General features: G+C 62.7%; 22 protein-coding genes. 9 read left to right on the top strand and 13 right to left on the bottom strand.

The genetic code is table 11. From position 1 onward, the window contains the following. Window positions 1–17: 17 nt before the first annotated feature. Window positions 18–887 (bottom strand): LysR substrate-binding domain-containing protein, encoded by an 870-nt coding sequence (locus tag A9D13_RS17610; RefSeq protein ID WP_066776857.1) that lies wholly within the window; start codon window positions 885–887, stop codon window positions 18–20. 41 nt (window positions 888–928) lie between these two features. On the opposite strand from A9D13_RS17610, the gene A9D13_RS17605 reads away from it, so the two are divergent. Then, window positions 929–2113 carry a YeiH family protein gene (locus A9D13_RS17605; RefSeq protein ID WP_229665293.1) on the top strand — a complete coding sequence of 395 codons (1185 nt, stop codon included), beginning with the start codon at window positions 929–931 and terminating at the stop codon, window positions 2111–2113. Window positions 2114–2470: 357 nt separating this feature from the next. Here A9D13_RS17605 and A9D13_RS17595 read toward each other — a convergent pair whose 3' ends face one another. After that, the gene (locus A9D13_RS17595; protein WP_156522151.1) at window positions 2471–3082 is read right to left on the bottom strand and encodes a hypothetical protein; all 612 of its coding nucleotides are present in this window, start codon (window positions 3080–3082) and stop codon (window positions 2471–2473) included. Window positions 3083–3158: 76 nt separating this feature from the next. Continuing rightward, window positions 3159–4205: a hypothetical protein gene (locus A9D13_RS17590; RefSeq protein ID WP_188713463.1), complete on the bottom strand. Its 1047-nt coding sequence runs from the start codon at window positions 4203–4205 to the stop codon at window positions 3159–3161. A 284-nt stretch (window positions 4206–4489) separates the two neighbouring features. Here A9D13_RS17590 and A9D13_RS17585 point away from each other — a divergent pair, with 284 nt between their 5' ends. The 3 genes from A9D13_RS17585 (at window position 4490) to A9D13_RS17575 (ending at window position 6316) form a co-directional block, all read left to right on the top strand. Beyond that, complete coding sequence (locus A9D13_RS17585; protein WP_066776680.1) at window positions 4490–4786, top strand: hypothetical protein; 297 nt, start codon at window positions 4490–4492, stop codon at window positions 4784–4786. A gap of 63 nt (window positions 4787–4849) precedes the next feature. After that, window positions 4850–5296 (top strand): META domain-containing protein, encoded by a 447-nt coding sequence (locus A9D13_RS17580; RefSeq protein ID WP_066776677.1) that lies wholly within the window; start codon window positions 4850–4852, stop codon window positions 5294–5296. Window positions 5297–5326: 30 nt separating this feature from the next. After that, window positions 5327–6316, top strand: a complete 990-nt coding sequence (locus A9D13_RS17575; RefSeq protein ID WP_066776675.1) for a L,D-transpeptidase — start codon at window positions 5327–5329, stop codon at window positions 6314–6316. 21 nt (window positions 6317–6337) lie between these two features. On the opposite strand, the gene A9D13_RS17570 is transcribed toward A9D13_RS17575, so the two are convergent. Next, complete coding sequence (locus A9D13_RS17570; protein WP_066776672.1) at window positions 6338–6583, bottom strand: hypothetical protein; 246 nt, start codon at window positions 6581–6583, stop codon at window positions 6338–6340. A gap of 241 nt (window positions 6584–6824) precedes the next feature. Between A9D13_RS17570 and A9D13_RS17565 the strand changes: the two genes are divergently transcribed. Beyond that, window positions 6825–8525 carry a mechanosensitive ion channel family protein gene (locus A9D13_RS17565; protein ID WP_066776669.1) on the top strand — a complete coding sequence of 567 codons (1701 nt, stop codon included), beginning with the start codon at window positions 6825–6827 and terminating at the stop codon, window positions 8523–8525. 45 nt (window positions 8526–8570) lie between these two features. On the opposite strand, the gene A9D13_RS17560 is transcribed toward A9D13_RS17565, so the two are convergent. Next, the gene (locus tag A9D13_RS17560; protein WP_066776665.1) at window positions 8571–9926 is read right to left on the bottom strand and encodes an MBL fold metallo-hydrolase; all 1356 of its coding nucleotides are present in this window, start codon (window positions 9924–9926) and stop codon (window positions 8571–8573) included. Window positions 9927–10043: 117 nt separating this feature from the next. Then, on the bottom strand, window positions 10044–11273 hold the full coding sequence (locus A9D13_RS17555; RefSeq protein ID WP_172808218.1) for an acyltransferase family protein: 1230 nt from the start codon (window positions 11271–11273) through the stop codon (window positions 10044–10046). Between the two features lie 145 nt (window positions 11274–11418). On the opposite strand from A9D13_RS17555, the gene A9D13_RS17550 reads away from it, so the two are divergent. After that, a complete protein-coding gene (locus A9D13_RS17550) occupies window positions 11419–12708 on the top strand; it encodes an O-acetylhomoserine aminocarboxypropyltransferase (protein WP_066776850.1) in 1290 nt (429 codons plus the stop codon). Between the two features lie 102 nt (window positions 12709–12810). On the opposite strand, the gene A9D13_RS17545 is transcribed toward A9D13_RS17550, so the two are convergent. The 3 genes from A9D13_RS17545 to A9D13_RS17540 all read right to left on the bottom strand — a co-directional run bounded on the left by A9D13_RS17545 (window position 12811) and on the right by A9D13_RS17540 (window position 14288). Beyond that, window positions 12811–13332 (bottom strand): fasciclin domain-containing protein, encoded by a 522-nt coding sequence (locus A9D13_RS17545; RefSeq protein WP_066776662.1) that lies wholly within the window; start codon window positions 13330–13332, stop codon window positions 12811–12813. Window positions 13333–13425: 93 nt separating this feature from the next. Continuing rightward, complete coding sequence (locus tag A9D13_RS20860) at window positions 13426–13581, bottom strand: hypothetical protein (RefSeq protein ID WP_172808217.1); 156 nt, start codon at window positions 13579–13581, stop codon at window positions 13426–13428. A gap of 116 nt (window positions 13582–13697) precedes the next feature. Further along, window positions 13698–14288: a PAS domain-containing protein gene (locus A9D13_RS17540; RefSeq protein WP_066776658.1), complete on the bottom strand. Its 591-nt coding sequence runs from the start codon at window positions 14286–14288 to the stop codon at window positions 13698–13700. Window positions 14289–14405: 117 nt separating this feature from the next. Here A9D13_RS17540 and A9D13_RS17535 point away from each other — a divergent pair, with 117 nt between their 5' ends. Then, window positions 14406–15365, top strand: a complete 960-nt coding sequence (locus A9D13_RS17535) for an NAD(P)/FAD-dependent oxidoreductase (protein ID WP_082922542.1) — start codon at window positions 14406–14408, stop codon at window positions 15363–15365. 76 nt (window positions 15366–15441) lie between these two features. Continuing rightward, window positions 15442–15636, top strand: coding sequence for a hypothetical protein (locus A9D13_RS17530; RefSeq protein WP_066776656.1), 195 nt, complete (start codon window positions 15442–15444; stop codon window positions 15634–15636). Between the two features lie 6 nt (window positions 15637–15642). Here the strand turns inward: A9D13_RS17530 and A9D13_RS17525 are convergent, their stop codons facing one another. From A9D13_RS17525 to A9D13_RS17515, 3 genes are read right to left on the bottom strand one after another with little or no spacing between them, the layout of a single operon-like run. Then, the gene (locus A9D13_RS17525; protein WP_066776654.1) at window positions 15643–17097 is read right to left on the bottom strand and encodes a TolC family protein; all 1455 of its coding nucleotides are present in this window, start codon (window positions 17095–17097) and stop codon (window positions 15643–15645) included. Beyond that, window positions 17094–18146: an efflux RND transporter periplasmic adaptor subunit gene (locus A9D13_RS17520; protein ID WP_082922530.1), complete on the bottom strand. Its 1053-nt coding sequence runs from the start codon at window positions 18144–18146 to the stop codon at window positions 17094–17096. The genes A9D13_RS17525 and A9D13_RS17520 overlap by 4 nt, the downstream gene beginning before the upstream one ends. Then, window positions 18139–19821, bottom strand: coding sequence for an ABC transporter transmembrane domain-containing protein (locus A9D13_RS17515; RefSeq protein ID WP_066776834.1), 1683 nt, complete (start codon window positions 19819–19821; stop codon window positions 18139–18141). The genes A9D13_RS17520 and A9D13_RS17515 overlap by 8 nt, the downstream gene beginning before the upstream one ends. Window positions 19822–20139: 318 nt before the next feature. Between A9D13_RS17515 and A9D13_RS17510 the strand changes: the two genes are divergently transcribed. After that, window positions 20140–22602, top strand: a complete 2463-nt coding sequence (locus tag A9D13_RS17510; protein WP_066776651.1) for a mechanosensitive ion channel family protein — start codon at window positions 20140–20142, stop codon at window positions 22600–22602. 23 nt (window positions 22603–22625) lie between these two features. Here A9D13_RS17510 and A9D13_RS17505 read toward each other — a convergent pair whose 3' ends face one another. Further along, complete coding sequence (locus A9D13_RS17505) at window positions 22626–23117, bottom strand: energy transducer TonB (RefSeq protein WP_066776647.1); 492 nt, start codon at window positions 23115–23117, stop codon at window positions 22626–22628. Window positions 23118–23221: the final 104 nt, after the last annotated feature.

Here is a 23221-nt window from a genome sequence, read left to right as displayed (position 1 = left end):
ATCTCGTCCCCAAACGCTCATCTTGTCGATCCGACCATTTCGACAAAAGCCTGCGCGGCTTGTGATTGGTAGCGTTCCTTGTGTCTGAGCGCATAGAACGGGCGCGGGGGCAATGCAAAGGGGGCCGCTTGCACTGCCCCAGTGGCAATCAGCCTGCCTGCGACGAGCAGCGAGAGCACCGTGACACCGGCGCCTGCGGCAGCCGCGGTCAAAAGCGCCTCGTTCGAAGGCAGCGTCAGGCGTAGGTCGAAAGCATCGATGTCGAGGCCGCGCGCCTCCATCGCTGCAGCAAAGGCGGCGCGCGTGCCCGAACCTTGCTCTCTGACCAGCCAGGGCAGCTTTGGCAGGGTTTCGTCGTCGAGCCTTTCGGGCAGATCCGTGCCGATCAGGGCAAGCTGGTCTTCATCCACTTGCCAGCGCGCGACTGCCGGATCCTCGATCAGCCCCTCGATGAAGCCGAGTTCGGCCACTCCGTCGCGCACTTTCGCCGCAGCCTCGCGGCTGTTGCCAATCGATAGTTCGACCGTGATTCCCGGAAAGCGTGCCCGGAAACGGGCGATGATTGGCGGCAGCCAATAGCCTGCGATGGTCTGACTGGCGACGATGGAGAGAAGGCCGCGCTTCAGCCCGCCGAAATCGTCCAGCATACGCCTTGCCTGCTCGGCACGCGTGAGCACAGAGCGTGCTTCGTCAAGGAAAGCGCGGCCGACCTCGTTCAGGGCGATACCCCTGCCGATGCGATCGAACAGGTGAACCCCGTGCCGATCTTCCAGCGCGGAGATTGTCGCGCTGACTGCGGACTGGGTGAGATTGAGGGCCTTGGCGGCACGGGTGACGTGCTCGCGCTCTGCCACGGCGATGAAAATGCGGAGCTGTTCGAGGGTCATGCCATCCAACTGATAAGATTTTCCGAATGGTATGACAAGTAATGTTCGTTGGAAGCGATCATTGGCAATTCTTAGATGCTCACCATCATTCCACTATCCAAAGGCCCGGCATGTCCAGCATTACCGATAACCCACGGCATGCGGACTTCGCCCTTGCGACCCGGCGTGCTCTGCATCACCCGCAGCGTCTCTGGCGGGGCCTCCTGCTTTGCGGCTTCGTTTCCATAGCGGCCTTCCTGATTGCATGGCTGGAGGCAAAGCTTTTCGGCAAGGCCTGGATCGAGCCGCTCGTCCTCGCCATCTTGGCCGGCACGGCCTTGCGATCGGTCTGGGCCCCTCCTGCATCGTGGCTGCCCGGCGTGGATTTCTGTGCGCATTTCCTTCTGGAGGTCGCCGTCGTCCTTCTGGGTGCGTCGCTGAGCGCGGCGACAATTGCCGCCGTGGGGCCTATGATGATCGCCGCGATAATCGTGGTGGTCGCCGTTGCCATCATCGTGAGCTTCATGATCGGGCTACTGTTCGGACTGCCTCTCCACATGGCGATACTCGTCGCCTGCGGGAATGCGATATGCGGTAATAGCGCGATCGCCGCAGTTGCGCCGGTGATCGATGCGGATCCCGACGATGTCGCCGCCGCGATTGCCTTTACCGCCGTGCTCGGGGTGATCGTCGTACTCGGCCTTCCCTTGCTGGGCTATGCTCTGGGATTGACCGCCACTCAGTTCGGCATGTTTTCGGGACTGACCGTCTATGCCGTGCCGCAGGTCATAGCTGCAGCATCGCCGATGGGCATGTCGGCAATCAAAATCGGTACTCTGGTCAAGCTGGTGCGGGTGCTGATGCTGGGGCCGGTCTGCGTGATGCTTGCGATGATGGCACCGTACCTGCTTCGTGCAAATGAGTCGCGCGCGGGCTTTTCCCCCGGCGGCGAGCGTCCTCGCCCTCCTCTCGGGAGGCTGGTGCCCTGGTTCATCATCGGCTTCGTCATAATGGCGATTGCCCGTTCGCTTGGCCTGATCCCGGAAGTGGTCCTGCCCATGCTGGCATCCATGGCGACGGGATTGACGGTCGTATCGATGGCCGGACTGGGGCTTGGCGTCGATGTCCGCAAGCTTGTGCGCGCCGGTGGCCGGGTCACGGGCACGGTCGTGCTGTCACTCCTCGTGCTGGGGGTAGTCTCATTGGCCGCGATATTTCTTTTTGGTGTCCGGACGGCAGGTGTTTGACGATCGGTCCTGCCATGCGAGCCACCGCGGCGCCTGTCCTTACGTGGCGATGGTCTCGGTGCGGTCGACCGTCAGCCTCGCTTTTCCATCATCACGGCATCAAGGTATCGAGCAGGCCCGATGGGGCCGCGACAACTTTCTCGTCCGTGCGCACCGCTGGCGAAAGGAGGATGGGGGCATCATGGCGCGGAAGGCTTTGCCGCGGGTCGGAGAGGGGCAGGAGGTCGAGCGCGCCGAAAGGTTCGTCCGTAAGCTTGACCCGCGGTTCGATGCACAAGCCCGAGAGCGGACCTGCAGCCAACGACAGGCGATCCCCGACCCGATATCAGCCGGGCACCGCCAAAGCGGCGCTTCCGGTCAAAGCGCGCCCTCGTCACCTCCGTAATAGACTTCGCTGATCACGCCGTCCCGCGATCCGAAGCATTGCCACGGAGCCTCGGCACCGTCGACATTCACATAGATCATCACGCCCGATTCGGCCTCGTCAATGCGGCGCGATCCGATGACATTGCCGCCGGTCATCTCGTTGACGCGGGCAAGGCATTGGGTTTCCATCCCGCCGGGTGAACGGATGGGATCCTTCAGCTTTGGCGCGGCGGTTTCCCTGACCGGCATTTCCATCGGCACCGCTTCGCCCATCGGGCTGCTGCGCGGCACGGAGACAAGGTGGTAGCTGTCGATCACGCCGACATTGCGGCCGCCCAGCGCGGCGGCATCCTCACGCGTGGGACAGGCGACGAGATCCGCGCTGTCGTCGAGGAAATCCACGGTCGCTTCGCTTTCGCCGACGCGGACACAGGGATCACCGCTTTCGGGATAGCCATCGCCGACCTGCACCAGATCGGCCGGGAACGCGGGCGCCGCATCGGCGGCGGTCACCTCTGCCGGGGTTTCGGTTTCACCCGATCCGCAGGCCGCAAGCGCCAGCGAACCGCTGGCGGCAATCAACAGGGCCGGTTTCGAATGCATCATCAATCCTCCCGCTTATCCAAAATATATTGGGAGCGGCCCGGTGGCTTCCGTGGGCCGCTCCCAAACCGGCGGTTCACCGGCAACGGCTGCGCGGCACCATGGTCGATCCGTCGACACGCCCGTGGCTCGTCGTCAGTTCGATGCACTGCCTGCTGGAAGAGTTGTACCAGAGCGATCCGTGACCGCCGCCGCTTTGCGTAAAGCTGTCGACCTGGCGGAAACCGTTGTTGCTCATCTGGACATCGGCCCCGTCACTGGCGGCACCGACAAGGCGGCCATACCAGGTGCCCGGATCGCCCGCTGATGATGCGGACCAGCTGCCGGAGCCGGACTGGCATTTCGGATGCGACCCGATATCGTCGAGCGAATAGAACCGGCCATCGGCAATCGTCACCTGCACGCACTGGCGCGAAGCGGCGCGCCACTGGATCGAATAGCGCGTATTGCCAGAGGTGAAATTGTCGACCTGCACGAAGCCGCGGCTTTCAAGCTGCGACATGCCGCCTGCTGCGCGCGCGCCTTCCAGGTCCTTGAAGTCGGCATGATCGGTATAGCCGCCGCGCCCGCTGTGGTGCCGCAGGTTCGCATTGCGCTGTTCGACGCCCGCGGTATAGCCCGCCGAATAGGCCGATGAATCGTGCTTGTTGTGATAGGGCGCGTTGTGGAGACCGGCAGTGTAGCCGTTCTCGTAACGCGTTTCATCCTGCGCATCGCTATAGTGCGAACCGTCATCGTGGTGGTTCGATTTGTGCGACAGCAGCGCGCCCAGAATCGCCGCGCCGGCGACCACGCCCACGGCTGCCGCAGCATTCGAACCGCCCGAATGATGACAGTCCGCATCGCTGGCATCGACGATCGTTTCAACCGTTCCGCGATAGGTTTCGGTGCGGATGCAGTTCCCGTCATCCTTGTCCCACCAATAGGCATAGGTATAGCCCATCGAATTGGTGTTGCTGTCTATATATTTGAAACCGCGGGATTTCAGCGCGCTTTCCACCCCATCGGCGGGCAGACCGTTGAGCGTTGTGAGCCGGTCGGCCTTTTCGGCCATGGCAGGCGTTGCGACCAGTGAGAGAGCCACCGGTGCGGCGGCGAGACGAACGAGAAATTTCCGTGGCACCTGAAATCCTCCATTACAAAAACAATTATATCTTGGGCGGAATAGACACTACATCCTGCACGCGCTTTGACATGGAGCAAACTTAATTTGCTGCAATGCAGAAAAATTATCGTTGCCCCTCATGATATTTATTGTCCCGAATGCCAAATGGGATCTTTGTCTAGTATTGACCTGACAAATCTCAAAGGCAACTATCAAACTGTCTGAATCGAAGGTGGTCGGAAAATGCTGGCCGGATCCGAAACGCCGTGCGGCGTGGTCTGAAATTTCTGACGGAGGGCGTGATGGGGAAATTCGCGATCGGCCTGATCGCACTCGTGTTCGGGCTGGTGATCGGCGGGGTTTCCGCCAGCATGATCGTTGGCGGTGCCGCCGCCGGTGCCGGGGCGGGGGCGGGCATCATGACCGGCATGTGCTCCACCATACAGGCTGCGCAGAATGCCGGGGTGATGAGCGCCGAAGACGCCGACCGGACGATTGCGCAAGTGGCAAGCGACCTGTCCGACAAGGATGGCGCCAGTATCGAGATTACCGGCACTGCGCAGGAATGCGCCGACTTCATGGCCAAATACGCCAGCTGACGCCCGCAAATCGTTTCATGACCGGCCATATTGCTTTTGGCCTTTCGCTATCGGGAACTGTCCATGACGACGACGAAGCTATGTTACGCCCTGATTACCATGGTCGCGCTGTCCGGCTGTGCCAGCATCTCCGGCAAGCCTTCGCATCCGCTGGCGCGGCAGACGTGGGAATTGCGCGAAATTCACACGGCCAACAAGCGCCCCGTCACGCTTACTGCGGAACAGGCGAGCAGGCACACGCTGCGCTTCGGCAGGGAGAATGCCGTGTCGCTCAAACTCGACTGTAACAATGGCACTGCCGACTGGAGTGCGGGCGATGCGATCGAGGGGAAGGGCATCCTCACCATCGGCCCCGTCGCTGCGACGCGCGCGCTGTGCCCGCCGCCATCCTTTGGCGAGGAACTGGCCGCCGACTTGCCGCAGGCGAGCGCCTATATCCTCTCCGACAAAGGGGATAAGCTTTCGATCGTCACGCGCCACGTGCTGTTTCGTTTCAAAAAGGCGGATTGATCGGTTTCGTTTTCAAAGGGGGATTAAGTGATGCGGGGTCTGGTCGCGATATTTATGGCGGGCGCGCTGACGCTGCCCGCAGCGCCCGCGCTGGCGCAGGGTTCCAAGGTATCCTCCGCGCTGGAGCTTGCCGAGGCGGTCGAGGGCCTGGCGCCCGGCGATTGGGTCTGGGCGCCCGAAATCGCGCCAGATGGCCCGGTCACCGTTCTTGTCGACCTGACGGCGCAGATCGCCTTCGTCTATCGCAACGGGGTTAATATCGGTGTCTCGACCGTGTCGACGGGCAAGCCGGGGCATGAGACGCCGACGGGTGTGTTCCAGATCCTGCAAAAGGACGCGGATCACCGGTCAAGCACCTATAACAATGCCCCGATGTTCTTTCAGGAGCGGCTGACATGGGATGGCGTCGCCCTGCATGCGGGCGGTCTTCCGGGCTATCCCGAAAGCCATGGCTGCGTGCATTTGCCCTATAATTTCGCGAAAGAGCTGTTCCAGATCACCAGCATGGGCGGGACGGTGGTCGTGACTGGACGCGCCGGCGCGCCGATCCGCACGCTGGCCGGCGGCGTGCTGGCCCCGGTGGACGAACTGGGCGGGGCGGCCACGCATCATGCGCTGGCGGATGAGGAGAACTGGGAATGGAACCATACCGTTCCCGACGAAGGGCCGCTTTCGATCATCATTTCCACCAGTGACCAGCGGGTCGTCGTGATGCGCAACGGACAGGAAGTGGGGCGTTCGCGCGCAGTGATCGAGGACCACGTGGGCACCCATGTCGCGACGATGCATCGCGGAGCGGACGGCAAGCCGCACTGGGTGCTGATCGGCGTGCCCGGGCATGAGGGGGAGGCAAATCATGCGCTTGACGCCATGGCGCTGCACCGCCTTCGTCTGCCGCCCGGCTTCTATGATCAACTGCGCGGCCGGGTGGAGGAGGGGACGACGGTGCTCGTCACTTCAGCCGGTGTCGGCGCGCACAATAGCGGGCGCCCGATGACGCTGCTGGCGGCGAATGACTGACAGGCCCGGCGCGGCCCGGTTTCAGGAACCGAAGCGTTTCCAAAGGCCGAACAGGATCGCGGCATTGATCGCCGGGGCCAGCAGCGCAAGCGCCGCCGATCCGATGCCGATGCGATCGCCGATCAGGTTCCACGGCATGCCAAGCGGCATGAGAAAGACGCCTGACAGCGGGTCCTTTTCCTGACCGAACCACCCGAAAGTTCCGATCAGGAATATAAGGAGCGCCAGCGCATAAAGCGCAACGAACAGCCAGAATACCCATTTCATGCCTGACGAAGACCCCGCTGCCTGCCGCGACCGCTACGCTTGTAACGCCAGCGGTAAAGGTACAGCGAACGAGCCGGAAATCCAGCCAGCCTGCCCATAAGAGGCTGTCGGGTTCGATAATCGTGCTTCGGCATCTGCCCCGGTCTCCGGCGGCCCGGATCGGCAGACCCAGCCGATGCGCCCGGGCGGGGCGGATCCGGGCCGGGTTGAAACCATCGCCCGTCAGCGAAGTTGCATAAGGATGACCGCCCTGTTCCCCAAGCTGGCGCTTGCACGCCTGACCGCCCTCCTGTGTGCTCTTTTGGCGATGACGCTCTCGGCTGCTGCCATGGCGCAGGGCAATGCCGCCACCTCCAGCGAACCTTATGTCTACAAGGTCGATCGGCTGAACGGCGGCATCGCCGATGCACCCGACGATCTGTACCGCGATACCCCGCAGGCGCTTCTGGAAAGCTTCCTCGATGCAGGGCAGGACGGCGACTGGGTGCGCGCGGGCTATGCGCTCGACATGACGCATCTCTCACCGGCAGAGCGGCGCGAGGAGGGGCCGAAGCTGGCGGCCATGCTCTATGAGGTGGTGAGAGGATCCATCGTCATCGACTGGAGCGGACTGTCGGACAGGCCCGACGCGGTCGACACCACGACATCCAGCAAGGACCCGATGGCGGGCGCGCCCCGGCGCAATATCCGGCTGGGCCGGATCGAGGTGGATGGGCGAACGACCTCGATCAGGATCGCGCGGGTGCAGGAACCGGGGCAGGACCCGGTCTGGCTGTTCGCCAGCCAGACGGTGCAGAATGTCCCGGCACTTTATGCGGCCTATGGCCCGACGCGTTTCGAAAAGACCCTGCCCGCCGCCCTGCGCAAGCCTGCGTTCTGGACGCTGATGTGGTGGGAAGTGATCGCGCTGCCCATTGTCATACTCATCGCCATTGCCGCTGCGGGGCTGACATGGCGCGCGATCGGCGATTTCATCACTCGGTACGATGACAATATCGCCGCGCGCATCCTGCGGGCGGTGCGCATGCCGGTCGCGATCCTTGCCTTTGCCGGCACTTTCGCGCTGGTGCGGAACCTGGCCTTCAGCTTTTCGGGGCTGATCAATGCGATCCTCAACCCTCTGCAGACCTTGCTGATCGTATTCGCCGCCGCCGCCGTATTCCTGTCGATCCTCGAAGGCATCCTCGACCGCGTGGCCGATAGCCAGATCGAGGATTTTTCGAAGCCCGACCATGAGAACGACCGCAATTATTACACCATGCTGTCAGCGGTGCGGCGCATGGGCATCGTCATCATCCTGCTTTTGGGCATCGGCATCGTTCTTCTCCAGACGAATATCAACGAGACGCTGGGCTTCTCGCTTCTGGCATCGGCGGGGCTGTTCACCGTCGTGCTGGCCTTTGCCGCGCGCAAGCTGTTGGGCGATATCATGGCATCGCTGCAGATCGCCTTTTCGAAAACGGCCAGGATCGGCGACGCCGTGATGTTCAGCGGCGACTGGTGCTATGTCGAGAAGATTGGCTTTACCCATCTCAGGCTTCGCACGTGGGACAATCGCCGGATCATCGCCCCTGTCGGCAATTTCGTGCAGGACAGTTTCGAAAACTGGACGAAGAAGGACCCGAGCCTGACCAAGGTCGCGCATCTCTATCTGGACCACAGGGCCGATATCGATGCGCTGCGCGAGGATTTTGCCGAGTTCGTCGCCAATGACGAGGATGTCATCAACAAGGAGGAGGCAAAGCTGCAAGTGGTGGACCACACGCCCACCGCCATGGTGCTGCGCCTGCTGGCCCAATCACCCGACCCCCAGCGCGGGTGGGAGATGCAGTGCCGCATGCGCGAGCATATGCTGAAGCTGGCGATGGGCCGCGATGCCGCGACTGAAAACGAACCCTATCCCGCCTATCTCCCGCGCGAACGGGAAGTCCGCATCGACTAGTTGGCAGCAGCAAGGCGGGGGAGGGGCGGGACCCCCCCTGCCGGGTCATTCCTGCTGCGCCGCCTTCCACGCGCCCATCGACCCCAGGTAAATGTCGAGATTGTCGAACCCCTGCGCGTCAAGCCAGCCGGCCGCGACGGTCGCCCGCATGCCGCTGGCGCACATCAGCGTATAGGCGCCCGAGGGATCGAGTTTCTTCCATTCTTCGGAAAGTTCACCGACATAGATGTGGCGCGAACCTTCGATTGCGGTTACGGCGCGTTCGTCGGCGTCGCGCACGTCCAGCAAGGTCCAGCCTTCGCTCTGGCCTTCCAGCCGTTCCCTGACTTCCGCCGTTCCGATCATGGGAATGGCGCGCATTTCCTGGCCCGACGCGGCGGCGGGGACGACGCCCACATAACCGCCCACGACATTGTCGAGCGCGATGCGGACAAGATGCTGCATCGCCTGTTCCAGCTGGTCGTGCGATGATGCGACCAGCGCGATCCTTTCCCCCTCACCGATGAACCAGCCTGCGAAGGCCGGGATCATGTCGACCGGCAGGTTCATCGCCCCCGGAAGATGGCCCGAGGCATAGGCCATGGGTTCGCGGATATCGACGAGATGATCCGCCCCGCATTCGCTCAGCCCGGCCAAAGTCAGCGGCCGCGGCCGCATGATGCGCGGAGCCGGATCGCCGCCTTCGAGGTTCAGCCGTTCCATCAGACGGAAATAGGGTGGCTGGTAATGATGCTCGTCCACCTTGCGTTCGATAAAGGCGTCGCGGTCCGCGATCTGAAGGAGCGGGTTGTTCCAGCGTTCGTGCCCCACGGTCGAGAATTCGCGGTCCGCCATGCCCGAACCGCAGACCGAACCGGCGCCATGAGCGGGATAGATGATCGCCTGATCGCCAAGGTCGAGGATCTTCTGCAGGGAATCGAACAGCAATCCTGCGACCTCACGCTTGCGATTGGGGTAGAAATCGGTGCGACCGACATCGCCCACGAATAGCGCATCGCCAGTGAACACGCCTACGGCCCCCTCGCCATAGGCGCTGTCGTAAAGGGCAAGCGCGATATGGTCGAACGTATGGCCGGGCGTTTCGAATACGCGGATCTCAAGCTGGCCGATGGGAAAGCGATCGCCATCGCGCGTGGTTTCGGCATAGCGGACTTCACCGGCGGCATCGGGGCCGTGGAGCACTTTCGCCCCGCTCAGCTCCGCCAGGATCGGCGCGCCCGATACCAGATCCTCGTTGCGGTGGGTCTCGAAGATATGGGTGATGGACAATCCGTTGGCACGGGCCATCTCGACATAGATCTCGCAGTCGCGGCGCGGATCGATCACGGCCGCTTGTCCATCCGAACCCACGAGATAGGAAAGGTGAGAGAGGCCCGGTGTCTTGATTTTCTCGAGTATCATCGACGTCTCCTTCCACGAAGCCAACGCGGGGGGCCGTACTGGCGTTCCGAGGCGTGGCGGGTGGGAAGGCCCCCGCTTTCCTGAGAAGCGTAGGTCAGACCGGCATCGGCGCGGCCGTTACCCGCGCGGCAACCATCTTCCAGCCAGCTTCTGCACGACCCCCTGCATGGCTTTCCCGCGCCCGATGCGGATGCCGGGCAGTTCGACATATCGATACAGCAGATGGGCGCCGCCAAGGACAACGGGTAAGGAGGCCGAGGCGAGCGCGGCAAAGCGCAGGACGGGATGCCAATGGTCGATGCCGAACCGTAGCAGCGCGCTGCCGATCGGCACGATGAGCAGGAGGTGGACCAGATAAAGGCTGAACGAGATTTCACCAAGCCAGCGCAGCAGTCGCGTTTCCAGAATACGCTCTGCCAAAGTGACAGGTGGCAGCCTCCAGCTCCCGGCAAAGGAACATGCAAGACTTCCTATCAGTCCGGTGCCGAGTATCGAGAATATCTCGTTCGTATCGAATTCACCGTCCATCGGAATGGCTGCGACAAGGACGGCTCGCGCAAGGTAGAGCGGGATAGCCGATCCGTCGGCGGGGATCAGGGCGAGCAGCGATCCGGCTAGGAATAGATTGAGCTTTATCGGCAGAAAGGCCGGCTCGGGGAAGCTGGCGATCCAGCCGCCTGCAAGGAACATCACGCAGACGCTGAGGGCTGAAAGGGCAATGGTGACGGCGAACCAGCCAAATCGCCTGAACATCAGCGCGATAACGGGGAATGCGATATAGAATTGCATCTCCAGGCTGACCGACCAGTCGGGCATTGCGGTGTGCTGCGCATAATTGGGAAACAGGCCGAACAGGAAGCTGGCATGGATCAGCAGATTGCCCAGTGACTGATCATCATAGCGGCCCTGGCCAACCGGATTGGCGGAAAGATGTGTGACGAAAACCTCGCGCATTTCACCCAGAAGAGGGCCAATGGCGATCGCGATGACCAAAAGCACGTAATAGGCAGGTGCGAGGCGGAAGAAGCGCTTTTTGAAGAATTGCAGCCATGGCTGTTCGCAGCCTGAATGCAACTGATAGGCCATGACAAAGCCGCTCAACAGAATGAAAAGATCGACTGCCAGCTTTGGCCATTCCAGCAACGGGATGCCCCATTGCATGAGCATGGCGCAATGACCCAGGAACACCCAGGTCGCAGCAACTCCCCTCAGCCCGGTGAGCGAGACGATCTCGCCTCTGATCGGCCGCTCTTCCAGGTGCCTCCACTCAGCCGCGTTCGGTCGGTCCCAATGACCTGTTCGGTGACGCGTCCAGACAAGGTGCGGCGCGACCGCCTTATTGGTCACGCCTATTCGGATTTGGCGATCAAGGCTAGGGCGGCATGGTCGTTCCACACCGTGACGCCCGGATTTCTTCAGGCGCTGTTGGAAGTCGTCCAATCTGCGTGGTATCGATCGCCCTTCTTCGATGACATTGCGGATGGGGGACCCGATGGGCGATATGAAGCTTGAAACGATGACCGTGCATGCCGGCTGTGAACCTGACCCGGCGACCAACGCCCGGATTACGCCTATTTATCAGACGGCAAGCTATGTGTTCGACAGCGCCGAGCATGCGGCAGACCTGTTTGCATTAAAGCAGTTCGGCAACATCTATTCGCGGATCATGAACCCGACGAATGACGTGCTGGAAAAGAAGGTCGCGGCCATGGAAGGGGGCGTGGGCGCGCTCGGCGTGGCAAGCGGCCATGCGGCGCAATTGCTGGCGTTTTACACGCTGATGGAACCGGGCTGCAATATCGTCGCGGCGCGTAAGCTTTACGGCGGATCGCTGAACCAGATGGGCGAGGCGTTTCGCAAATTCGGCTGGGAAACGCGTTTTGTCGATGCCGACGATCCCGAAAACATTCGCGCGGCCATTGATGAAAAGACCCGCTGCGTTTTCATCGAAAGCCTTGCCAATCCCGGCGGCGTGGTGACCGACATCGCGGCCATCGCCGACATCGCGCATGACGGCGGCGTGCCTCTGATCGTCGACAATACGATGGCCAGCCCGGTGCTGTGCCGCCCGATCGAACATGGCGCGGATATCGTCACCCACTCGACCACGAAATTCCTCAACGGCCATGGCAATGCGGTGGGCGGGGTGATCGTCGATTCAGGCCGCTTCGACTGGAAGGCGCAAGGGGACAAGTTTCCCAGCCTGACCCAGCCAAGCGGTTCCTATCACGGCGCGGTGCTTGTCGATGCGCTGGAGCCGGTTGGCCCCATCGCCTTCATCATCGCCTGCAGGGTGCTGGGCCTGCGCGATCTTGGCCCTGCATTGGCGCCGCAGAATGCGTGGCTGGCGCTGACCGGCATGGAAACGCTGGCGCTGCGAATGGAGCGGCATTGCGATAATGCGCTGGCGGTCGCGAAGTGGCTCGACAGCCACAACAAGATCGCATGGGTTTCCTATGCCGGGCTGGAAGGCAGTCGTTACAAGCCGCTGGCCGACAAATATCTCGGCGGCAAGGGCGGGGCGGTCTTCACCTTCGGCGTCAAGGGCGGGTTCGAAGCCGGAGTGAAGCTGGTGTCGAGCGTCAAGCTTTTCAGCCACCTTGCCAATATCGGCGACACGCGCTCGCTCATCATCCACCCGGCGTCGACCACGCACAGCCAGCTTGAAGGCGAAGAGCTGATTGCCGCCGGGGCAGGGCCCGATGTCGTGCGCATTTCTGTCGGGATCGAGCATGTCGACGACCTGATCGCCGATCTCGAAATGGGGCTTCGCGCGATCTGACGGGTCTGGCGCGCAAATAGAAAGGCGGGCTGGCAATCGCATGGATCGCCAGCCCGCCATTTGGTTGCGGGGGCCGGTCAGCAACCAGCCTTCCTATCGAAATCAGCCGGGCATCGACACGGCATCGGTCGCGTGGATCACGCCGTTCGACGCCTTGATATCGGTCGCGACGACAGTGGCGGTGCCGCCCTTCGCATCGGTCAGGATCACGTTCCCGCCCGACAGGCTGGCGACCAGCGTCGAACCCTGCACGGTCTTCAGCGCGGCAGAGCCATCGTTATCCTCGATCATGCCGATCAGTTCGGCTGCGGTCACCTTGCCGGGAACGACGTGATAGGTCAGCACCGAACGCAAGGTCCCTTCATTCTCGGGCTTGAGCAGGGTCGGCACGGTGCCTTCGGGCAGTTCGTTGAAAGCCGCGTCGGTCGGCGCGAAAACGGTGAACGGACCGTCGCCCGACAGCGTTTCGGCAAGGCCCGCAGCCTTGACCGCGGCGACCAGTGTTTCGTGCTGCGGCGATTCAACCGCAGCTTCGACGATGGTCGCGGAACTATGGTGATCGGCAAGGGCGGGGGTGGCAGCCGTCAATGCAATTGCTGCGGCCATCATGACGGGAAGTTTCATCAGTATCTCTCTTCTTCTTGGGGGGTGGGATTTGAGGGGTGAACAGGACCCGTGGGGGAGTGGGACGGCCACGGGCCCTGTTCTTGGGGTGGATCAGGACAGGATGAGGGCGCTGCCGATCCACGTCGTAGTCAGGGTGACGATTGCCAGTCCAAGACTGGAGCCAAGAACATATCGCACGACATGTTCTTCGCTCCCGCCCCGAACCTTGTCAGGTGAATATTGGGCGTTTTCTTCGGGTAGGCGCATTGCATCCTCCTGTTTCTATCAATGGCGAACCATTAATTGGAAGATGCGCATGCGGCCCCTCGGCCACAACCTGTCCCAAGGTGCAGTCGTCGCGAACTATTCGGAAAGTCTGTGGGCTAGTATCCAGCCTCGATGACCACGCGGATCGCCTCTGCCGTGGTCGTGATGCCCAGTGCGCGCAGCAGTGCTGCCCGGTGCATCTTGATCGTCCGCTCGCTGAGATCGAGGTCGAAGGCGATCTGCTTGTTGAGCTTGCCGCGCGCGATCTCGATCAGGATTTCGCGCTGGCGCGGGGTCAGCTCGTCGATGCGCTGCCGGGCCGCGCTCTGCCTTGGGTTTTCGGTCGGGGTAGTGGGGGCGGGAATTTCCATCTGCGAGCCGAGGAAATATTCGATTTCCCCATCGGCACCGAAGATGGGCGCGACCATGACCGCGTTGCGAAACGGCGTCCCGTCTTTCTTGTAGTTCAGAATCTCGACCATGACCGGACGTTTGGCGCGTACCCCTGCGCGCAATTCTTCGGTCAGTTCCGGCTCGGTGTCTGGCCCGGTAAGGAAGCGGCAATTATGGCCGATGATCTCTTCACGGCTATAGCCGGTAAGCGCGACAAAGGCTGGATTGCATTCGACAATCGGATTGTCCGGCAGGCGCGGATTGCTCACGACGGCGGCGACCGCGCTTGAGGCGATGAGGTCTGAAGCGCTCATGGGGCAAGCCTAGTAAACTCTTGCCCGGTTGGGAAGATTGCCCTTTCGGGCAGCTTGTCGCCGGGCCTTCGTGTCCCGATGTTTGGCTGGATGGATGGGTATTTGCAAGATACGAGCATGAAAGTCGCGATTGTCGGAGCGGGCATTGCGGGCCTTGCCTGCGCCGACCGGCTTGCCGCGCATGGCTGCGCGGTCAGGCTTTTCGACAAGGGCCGTGGATTTGGCGGGCGCATGTCGACCCGGCGCATGGAAACCCCGCTGGGCGACGCATATTTCGACCACGGCGCGCAATATTTCACCGCCCGCGATCTTCGCTTTCGCAAGCTGGTCGAACAGTGGCAATCGCACGGCCTCGTCGCCCCATGGCCCGCGGCGGGAAGCGATGCGCTGGTCGGCGTGCCCGGCATGAATGCGGTCGTGCGCCATATGGCCCGCGCGCATGACGCGCAGGTCGGCACCACGGTCAAGGCGATCGAACGCGTCGATGGGTATTGGTATGTTCGGTCTGATCGCGATCGGGACGGGCCGTTCGACACGATCGTGCTGGCCGTACCTGCCGAACAGGCCGCGCCGCTGCTTTCGCTGCATGATTTCGCAATGGGGCGGGCGGCCCTGCGCCGGCATTCGATGCCATGCTGGACCGCGATGCTGGCTTTCGATCGGCCGCTGCCGGTCGCCGATGATGTGCTGCGCGGTGACGGGATTGTGCAATGGGCCGCCCGCAACAATGCCAAGCCGGGCCGCACCGGTCCCGAAAGCTGGGTCGTGCAGGCCAGCGCGGATTGGAGCGCGCAGACCTGCGAGGAGGAACCCGCGAACATCCTCCCACGGCTCGTCAGCGCGTTCGAAGAGCAGTTCGACCTGTCGCTTCCCGAACCGCTGGCCGCTGCGGCGCACCGCTGGCGCTTTGCGCGGGCGCCGGGCACGGGCGACGAAATCCTCTGGAACCGGGACAGGCAATTGGGGGCCTGCGGCGACTGGCTGATCGGGCCGCGGGTGGAATGCGCATGGCTGTCGGGGCATCTTTTGGGCGATGCCATCGCGGCCAGCGTCAGCGTCGCGTTGCAGGCGCGCTAAGCGGCCAGACGCGAATCCTGCTGGCGGAATTCGCGCGACCGGCTAAGCTCTCTCCAAACAAAACGGAGAGGCATTGATGTTCGTAAAGTTCACCGCCACCGACCGCGTCGCGGTCATCGTGAATGCGACGCAGGTTACCTATATCTCAGAGGTGTCGGAGGGCACGCGTATCCGCTTTGGCGAAAACCGCAGCGTGACCGTGCTCGAACCCCTGCCCGAAGTGATGGACCGGCTGGACCATACCGAACAGCTGCCCGCCGGTTACGCCTAGTCGGCGTTACGGATCGAGCCCCAGCCCCAAGGCTGAACGATCTGCTGTCGCGGCGGCCAGCCCTGCGCGCGTTGATCCGATGCGGGCCTGCGCATCGATCAGCTGGATCTGCGCATTGGTGGCGGTTTCCTCGCGCTGGTTGACGAGGAAGAAGTCGCTCGACCCCAGCTGGAAACGGCGGCGTTCGGCATTGGCCAGTTCGCGGGCAAGCTCGTATTCCTGGCGCGACGTGCCGACAAGGCGTTCGGCCCCCTCCACGGCGATGCGCATGGCATCGACCTCGGTGCGGATCTGGTCGCGCAGGTACTTCTGTTTCATGGCCAGCTGGTCAAGACCCGCCTCGGTCTCGGCGATGCGCCCCTTTGCCGCGCGGTTTTGCAGCGGCACCGAAAAGCGGAAGCCCACGATCGTTTCGAACGGCGTGCGGCTGGGGCCGCCCAATCCTTCGTCGCCAATATCCTTGCCCACTTCCGCAGTCAGGTCAAAGCGCGGCTTGAGCGCGTTTTCGGCAAGGGCAAGGCTCAAGGTCGATTGCTCGACCTGCGCCAGCAGGCTTTGCAGTTCAGGGCGCTGCTCGACGCTGAATTCGGGATCGGGCCGCGCGAAATCCAGTGCCTCGCTGCTTTCCGGTAAACGGCCTGCGCCAACGATGATCGGCTCGCCCGACGCGTCGCGGTAATAGAGCGCGAGCCGCGCGGCGGCAGCGCCAAAGGCCTGCTCCGCCTCGATCACCAAAGCGCGGCGACGCACGAGGTTCTGCTCGTTCTCGGTCCGCAGGATGCGCGGCTGCGAACCCAGTTCGACCTGCCGGTTGATGGCGCCGGTTCGGCTTTCCGCCAGCTCCAGCAGATCGCGATAGGCGCGCAGGCGCAGCCCGGCGGCGACCCATTGCTGATAGGCGGTTATCGCCCGGCTCTGCACTCCGATGGCGGCGGCCTGTGCCTCGAAGCGGGCGATGTCGATACCGCTGGCGGCGATGGACCGCTGGGCGCGGCGTTCGTCGATCAGGCGGTCGCGGACCAGCGAATAGAGCGCGCCCAGCTTGAATTCACCCAGCTCGTTGGTGAAGCTCTTGTCTTCATAGATCGGAAAGTCGCCGCGAGATACGCGGTAGCCGCCATAGGCATAGCCGCCGTTCGTTACGAAGGGGCGCGTGGCTTTGCCTTCGACAATGGTGCCATCGTAATAGCCAGTTACGCGGCTTCGCCCCTCAACGCCAAAGACCGTATCGAATGCGCCCTCGGCCTTTAGCGCGGTACCCTGCGCCTTGCGGATACCGGCCAGCGCCTCGATGATCTGGGGGGAACTGCGGGCCGAGGCGCGCAGCACGTCTTCCAGCATCAGCGGCCCTGCCGCCGGATCCTGCGGCCCGTAATCATCTGCCGCCTCGCTCTGCGCCATGGCTGGCAGCGGATGCGACATCAGCGCCGCAGTCATCGCGGCTGCAATCAGCCTGATCACGACGACGACTCCGCAGACGCGCCATCGGTCAGCGCCGTGCTGCCGGTGCGGTCGTATTGGAGGGGGAAATCATTGAGCTGGCGCCATATCTCGAACCCGACGGTGACGGTTTCGCCGCGCACCCAGCCAACGACATTGCTGCCCTGCCGAACGAAGCGGGCTTCGGGCCATGGGCGCTGTGCGCCGGGCACGGGTTCCACGATCACGCGGAATTGGCCATTGGTCTGCGCGACCGGATCGATGGTGCGCACGCGCCCGTCATATACGCCATAGACAAGATTGGGCCAGCCGCTGAACTGGATCGCGGGGAAACCTTCGAATTCCAGCCTGACGGGGCTGCCCTGGTCGATCACCGGCACGTCGCGCGCGTCGATATAGATCTCTACCGCGCGATCCACCTGATCGGGCGCGACGACGGCCAGCACGGTCCCGGCAGAAATCAGCTGCCCTCCCGCCGCGCCATTGACCTGCTGCACCCGGCCGTCGCGCGGAGCGACGGCGACCTGCGCGGAACGGCGGTTGATCTCGGTTTCGATCCGGTTGATCCCCGCGCGCGCTTCGGCAAGCGTCGCATCGGCCTCGGAAATGCGGATCTGCGCCTGTTCGTATTCGCGGCGAGAGGCCAGGCCCTCGGCAAACAATTGGCGCGTGCGTTCGACGTCGATCATGGCGACCTGCCGCGCCTGCCGGATCGCGGCGATTTCCGCCTCCAGCTGGCTGCGTTCGGCGTTGAGGCGCGACAGCAGATTGGGATCGACATCGACGACGCGGGCAATGGGATCACCTTGCTTCACGCGTTCGCCATCGCGGACGAAAAAGCGTTCGACCCGCCCGTCGATCAGCGACGACACCTGACGCGGACGGTCATCGGGGTCGAGCGAGACGACCTTGCCCAATCCCTGCGCCGTCTGGACCCACGGTACGAACAGCAGGGCGATGGAGAGCGCGAAGCCGATGCCGATGAGCCATGCGAGCACGATCGTGACACGCGGCGGCGACAGCGCGGCATAGCTGGTGAAATGCGCGATATTCTCTGGCCGGTTAGGCATCTTCGGCCTCCCGCTTTTCGGCAAAGCGGACAAGTTCGGCGTGAGTGTCGAACCGGTGCTGTTCGCGCTGCCCCAGCCACATATAGCCATCCAGCGCGATCGCGTCGGTTCGGCGGGTGGAAAGAAGCACAGTGGTGCCCGATGCGCGCAATTTTTCGAGCGCGGCCATGAGCCGGGGGATCGGCATCATGTCGAACAGTTCCGACAATACCAGCAGTCGCGGTTTGCTGAGCAGCGCATTGGCGAGCTTCAATTGCATGACCTCTGCAATGGAAAGCGGCGCGCCAGACGACGATAGCTCGGTGTCCAGCCCCTTGCTCAATGTCGCGACCCGCCTGCCGAGCCCGACCGTGTCGAGCGCGGCCATCATCGCCCCGCTGTCTTCCTCCGCCACGGCAAGGGCAAGATATTCGCGGATCGTGACCTCGACGATGGTAGGGCGATTGAGGACGGTGATCACCGAGCGCAGCAGATACATGTCAAACGTGCCGATATCGCCGCCGCCGACCAGCACCTGCCCGCGATCGGGCAGGGCATGGCGCTTCAGCAGCACGGCGAGCATGCTTTCCATGCCGGGCTCCAGCAGGGCGACGATCTGCTCCCCGTTCTTCATCGAGAAATTGAGCCGGGCATCGCCCTGGACCACGTCGCGCATGCGCACCGAACCGTCGGCCGGTGCGGCGCCGCTTGCCTCGCTGCTTTCCTGCGGGATGCCGAACAGCAACGACAATTCTTCGGAACTGGCCGCCATTTCGTAGAAGGTGTCGAGATACCAGCCGAGCTGCGAAATGCCGTAGAACACGCCCGAAAGGATCAGCTCTGCCGCGACCAGCTGGCCAATCGACAGCTGGCCCTGGATGATCAGGTTCCCGCCCAGCGCCAGCAGCCCCGCGCTTGCCAATGCGTAGAGCAGGAAATAGGCCACCGCCTGCGAGAAGCTGTAATGGAAATAGCGCTTGTGCGCATCGATATAGCTGGCGGTCACATCCTCTGACCGGTCCATCGCATAACCGACATGGCGGCTGGATTTGTAGAAGCCGTTCGAGCCGCCAAGGCTTTCGAGCCAGTGCGCGGCATTATGCTTGGCGTGGGAAAGCCCCACTGCGCCCGTCACCGCGCCGCGTCGCCACGCCACCCAGATCAGCGCGACGATGATCACCAGCAGCGCGTTGAAGGCAAGGAAGAACGGGTGGTAAAAGCTGGTAACCGCAAGGCCGACCGCGGCCTGCAGGATGATCGTGAAAGCCCCGATCAGCAGGTGTGGCACCGATTTCTGCAGAACCGGCATGTCGAAGAAACGGTTGAACAGATGCCCGCTGTTCGCGTCGGAGAAATAGGGATTCTGCGCATGCACGGCGCGCACGGTGATCTCTGCCACGACGCGGGCGAAGAGGCGCCGTTCGAACATGGCCATCAGGTACAGGCGCAGGGCGCTTAGTGCCGCGACCATCAAGAGCAGCAGCAGGAGCACGCCCGATAATGTCCATAAAGGCGCAGGCAAGGTGGTGCGCGCCACGGAATTTATCAGGAGCTGAACCGAGATCGGCGTGGCAAGCGACAGGAGCGTGATCGCCACGGTATAGATGATCCCGATCCGGATATAGCCGAAATCGGGTCCGATGATCTGCGAGATCCATGCCGCGGCATCGCGTAATCCCAGACGTTGCGTGGCCACTTGCACTCCTTGAAAAACACTCCGTTCGCAGGTGCAACATATATGGGCAGATGGTGCGGCAATGAAGTCGCAGATCGCCTGAATTTTGTTATTTTTTATTGCTGGATACAGCCATTGGGCAAGAGGCCGGGCCATGGCGGTTCGATCGTAAGGCGCCATCCATCTCCTTGCCCATGATCCGTTTCGCTGCGGCCCGGCGTGGCCCTTGTCCGGTGAACGGGACGAGGTCCGCAGACAAAAGGATGGACGCAGCCCGTCCAGTCGCGGCAAGGAGGAGATGTCGCGAATGGAAGCCCGGATCGGGGCGAATGGGAAAAGATGCGGAAACGGATCGTGATGGCAGGGCGCTTCATGGCATTGCGGGTGCTGATCATGGGCATGATCCTGATCCTGCTGCCGGGAATCGCGGCTGCGCAAACCGTCGCGCCCGCTTCGCCCGCCAGCCAGCAGCCCGCCTCCAGCCAGCAGCCAACGGCCAGCCAGCAAGAGGTCGAGGCCATCTTCGCCGCTTTTGACGAGGATGCGGACAAGGCGCGGCAGTTCCTCTCGCAATTGGGCGAGGTGGACGGTGAGCCGTCGATCGACCAGATCGCGAAGCTGACCGAATTGCGCAATGCGGTCGCGCGCGACCGCGACCGGGCGCTGTCGCTGGCAAGCCGCGGGACGATGACTTCGCGCATATTGGAAGCGCAGATCGACGCGCTTGGCCCGCCGCCGGCAGAGGGTGAGAGCGAGCCGGCCATTGTCGCCGCGCGGCGCGAAGCCCTGCAGGAACAGCAGGGCATCGTGACCGCACCCGCCATCCGTCTGCGCGAAGCGAGCGCGCGCGCCTCGGTCATCGTGACTGCCATCGACGCCCGCATCCGGGCGATGAAGCGCGCGCGCCTGATTGAGCGCGGGCTGTCCTTTATCGACCCGCGCCTGTGGTATCGAACCGTCGTTGAAATCGGCAATGCGGTTACCGTGGGCAAGCGTAATGCGGCGCAAAACCTCGGCAAATACGGTGTTCTCGACCAGATCGCGGCATTCGCGGTTGCGATTGCCCTGATCGCGGGCGCACCGCTTGTCGGCATGTTTCTCTGGCGCAAATTATCGGCCCGCCTTTCAAGGCGTGTCCTCGAGGAAGGATCGGTCGCGAAAAAGCTGCTTGTCTCGGTTCTTCAGGATGCGCTGGCCGGTCTCATCTTCGCCCTTGCGCTGATCGCGATGACGGTCGCGCTGATGATCTTCCTGCTGCCCATCGTGCCTGTCGAGGCGCTGGTCGCCATCGTCGTATCGGTAATGCTGGCGGGCATTCTGCTTGGCATTGCGCAATGGATCGGGCGGGGCGTGCTGATGTCGCCGTTTCCCGAACTGCGGCTTGTCACCCTGCCGCCCGCGCGGGCAGACATGGCGCTTGCCGCGATCCGGCAGATGGCGATCGTGCTGGGGGCGGAACTGGTCATCAGCGCGCTGGAAAAGGCAGGCTTCATCGGCAGCAATTTTGCCCGTTTCGCCTCTGCCGCGCTGGTCGCTGTCGGCGCATGGCTCTTGTGGCAGCTTGCCAATTACCTGCGCGAGGGCCGCAAATATTACGACGAGCGCCGTGCGATGGAGCCAGGGGGCGATGCGCCGGGGCTGGATTTCGCGACGCCCATTTCACGTCTGATGAAACTGTTCGCGATTATCGCCATAGGGGCGGCGGTGGTCGGTTACGAATTGATTGCGCGCTTTTTCTTTGCATCCAGCCTGCTGTCGCTCTCGCTTGTCGGCATGGCGGTCTATCTCCACCGCTCGTTCGTGCTGGTCGTCAATGCCTTTGCCAAAGGTTCGATGGCGCGCTTTCGCCGTGGCCTGCACCTGCTGCCGCTGCTGACGGGGCTGATCCTGACCATCGCCGTCATCGCCCTGCTTGCCATCATCTGGGGCTATGAGCCGAGCGAGATCGCCGATGCCTTCATCATGCTGCGCACAGGGATAGAATTTGGCGAGATCCGCATTTCGGCAGGCGATATCGTCACCTTTGCCGCTGTGTTCTTCATCGGCTTTTTCATCACGCGATGGCTGCAGCGGTTCCTGAAACTGTCGATCATGCCCGAATTCGGCATGGATACCGGGGCAGAGGCCGCCATCCTCACCTTCATCGGCTATATCGGCATTTTCCTTGCCGCGCTGATTGCCATCGCCACCACCGGGCTTGATCTCTCCAGCCTCGCCTTTGTCGCGGGCGCCTTGTCTGTCGGCCTCGGCTTTGGCCTGCAATCGGTGGTGGAGAACTTCACCAGCGGTATCCTGCTGCTGATAGAACGCCCCATCAAGGTCGGCGACTGGATCGAGGTGGGCGAGCATTCGGGCATCGTCAGGAAGATCGCGGTACGCTCCACCCATATCGAGACGTTCGACCGGCACCAGATCATCGTGCCCAATTCGCAGCTGATCTCGGGGGTGGTGAAGAACCGCAGCTTTTCGACTGGCCCCGCGCGTATCGTTGTGCCGGTGGGCGTTGCCTATGGCAGCGATCTCGACCGGGTGCAGGAAATCCTGCTCGACATCGCGAAGGCGAACGAGAGCGTGCTGGAGTTCCCCGAACCGGCGGTCGCCATGGAGGGGTTTGGCGACAGCTCTATCAATGTGAAGATCCTCGCTTTTGTCCATCAGGCGACCGATGGCGCACCGACGGCATCGGCCTTGAACTTCGCGATCGCGCGGCGTTTCGCGGAAGAGGGTATCGAGATCCCGTTCCCGCAGCGCGACCTGCATGTAAAGAACTGGCCACCCCGGACCGACGAGGCGCCTGCATAGGCGCCTGCGGCCGGTTTGCGGGATCAGCCGCCTGCGGTCAGCACGATCTCCCTGGTGCTTTCGGCGCTTGCCATTTGCGTTGCCGCCGAGTGTTGCATGCCCCTCATCATACGCTGCGCGGTGCGCGAATCCTTGGCGCTGATGATATTGGCGCGCACGGTCCAGCCTTCCAGTGAAGCAGGCATGTCGGGCAGGCCGCGCATCTGGGCCACCGAATGCAGCGTCGCCCGGTCGAGCCACTTCATGCCCGAAGGTTCCACCATGCGCACATTGACCGGTACCCCATCGGCGATCTCGAAGCGGATCTGAATGATCGCTTCGGGAACGGAGTGGTATTGGTCGATCTCGATTTGGCGCAGCTGGCCGTTCAGCGATTTGCTCACGCTCTGCGCCCATTGATCCGCAGACATGCGCGGGGCGACCTCGATCGTGCTTCCCTCCTGTGGCTCGGACTGAACGGGCAGGGCGAAGGTCAGCAGAGTTGCGGCGGCGATTGTCGGGATAATGGGTCTCATCGGTTCATCCTTTCATGTCGGATGACCGGCCAGATGGCTAATTCGCGATTGAAGGGCGTGTTTTCAAAGTGGCGATAGAGTCGTTTGGTCGGTCTGTGCGGTGC

This window comes from Croceicoccus mobilis (genome assembly GCF_001661965.1).
In the GTDB taxonomy this organism is placed as follows: Bacteria; Pseudomonadota; Alphaproteobacteria; order Sphingomonadales; family Sphingomonadaceae; genus Croceicoccus; species Croceicoccus mobilis.
The sequence above is the reverse complement of the archived record's forward strand: the minus strand, read 5'-3'. Positions and strand labels throughout refer to the sequence as shown.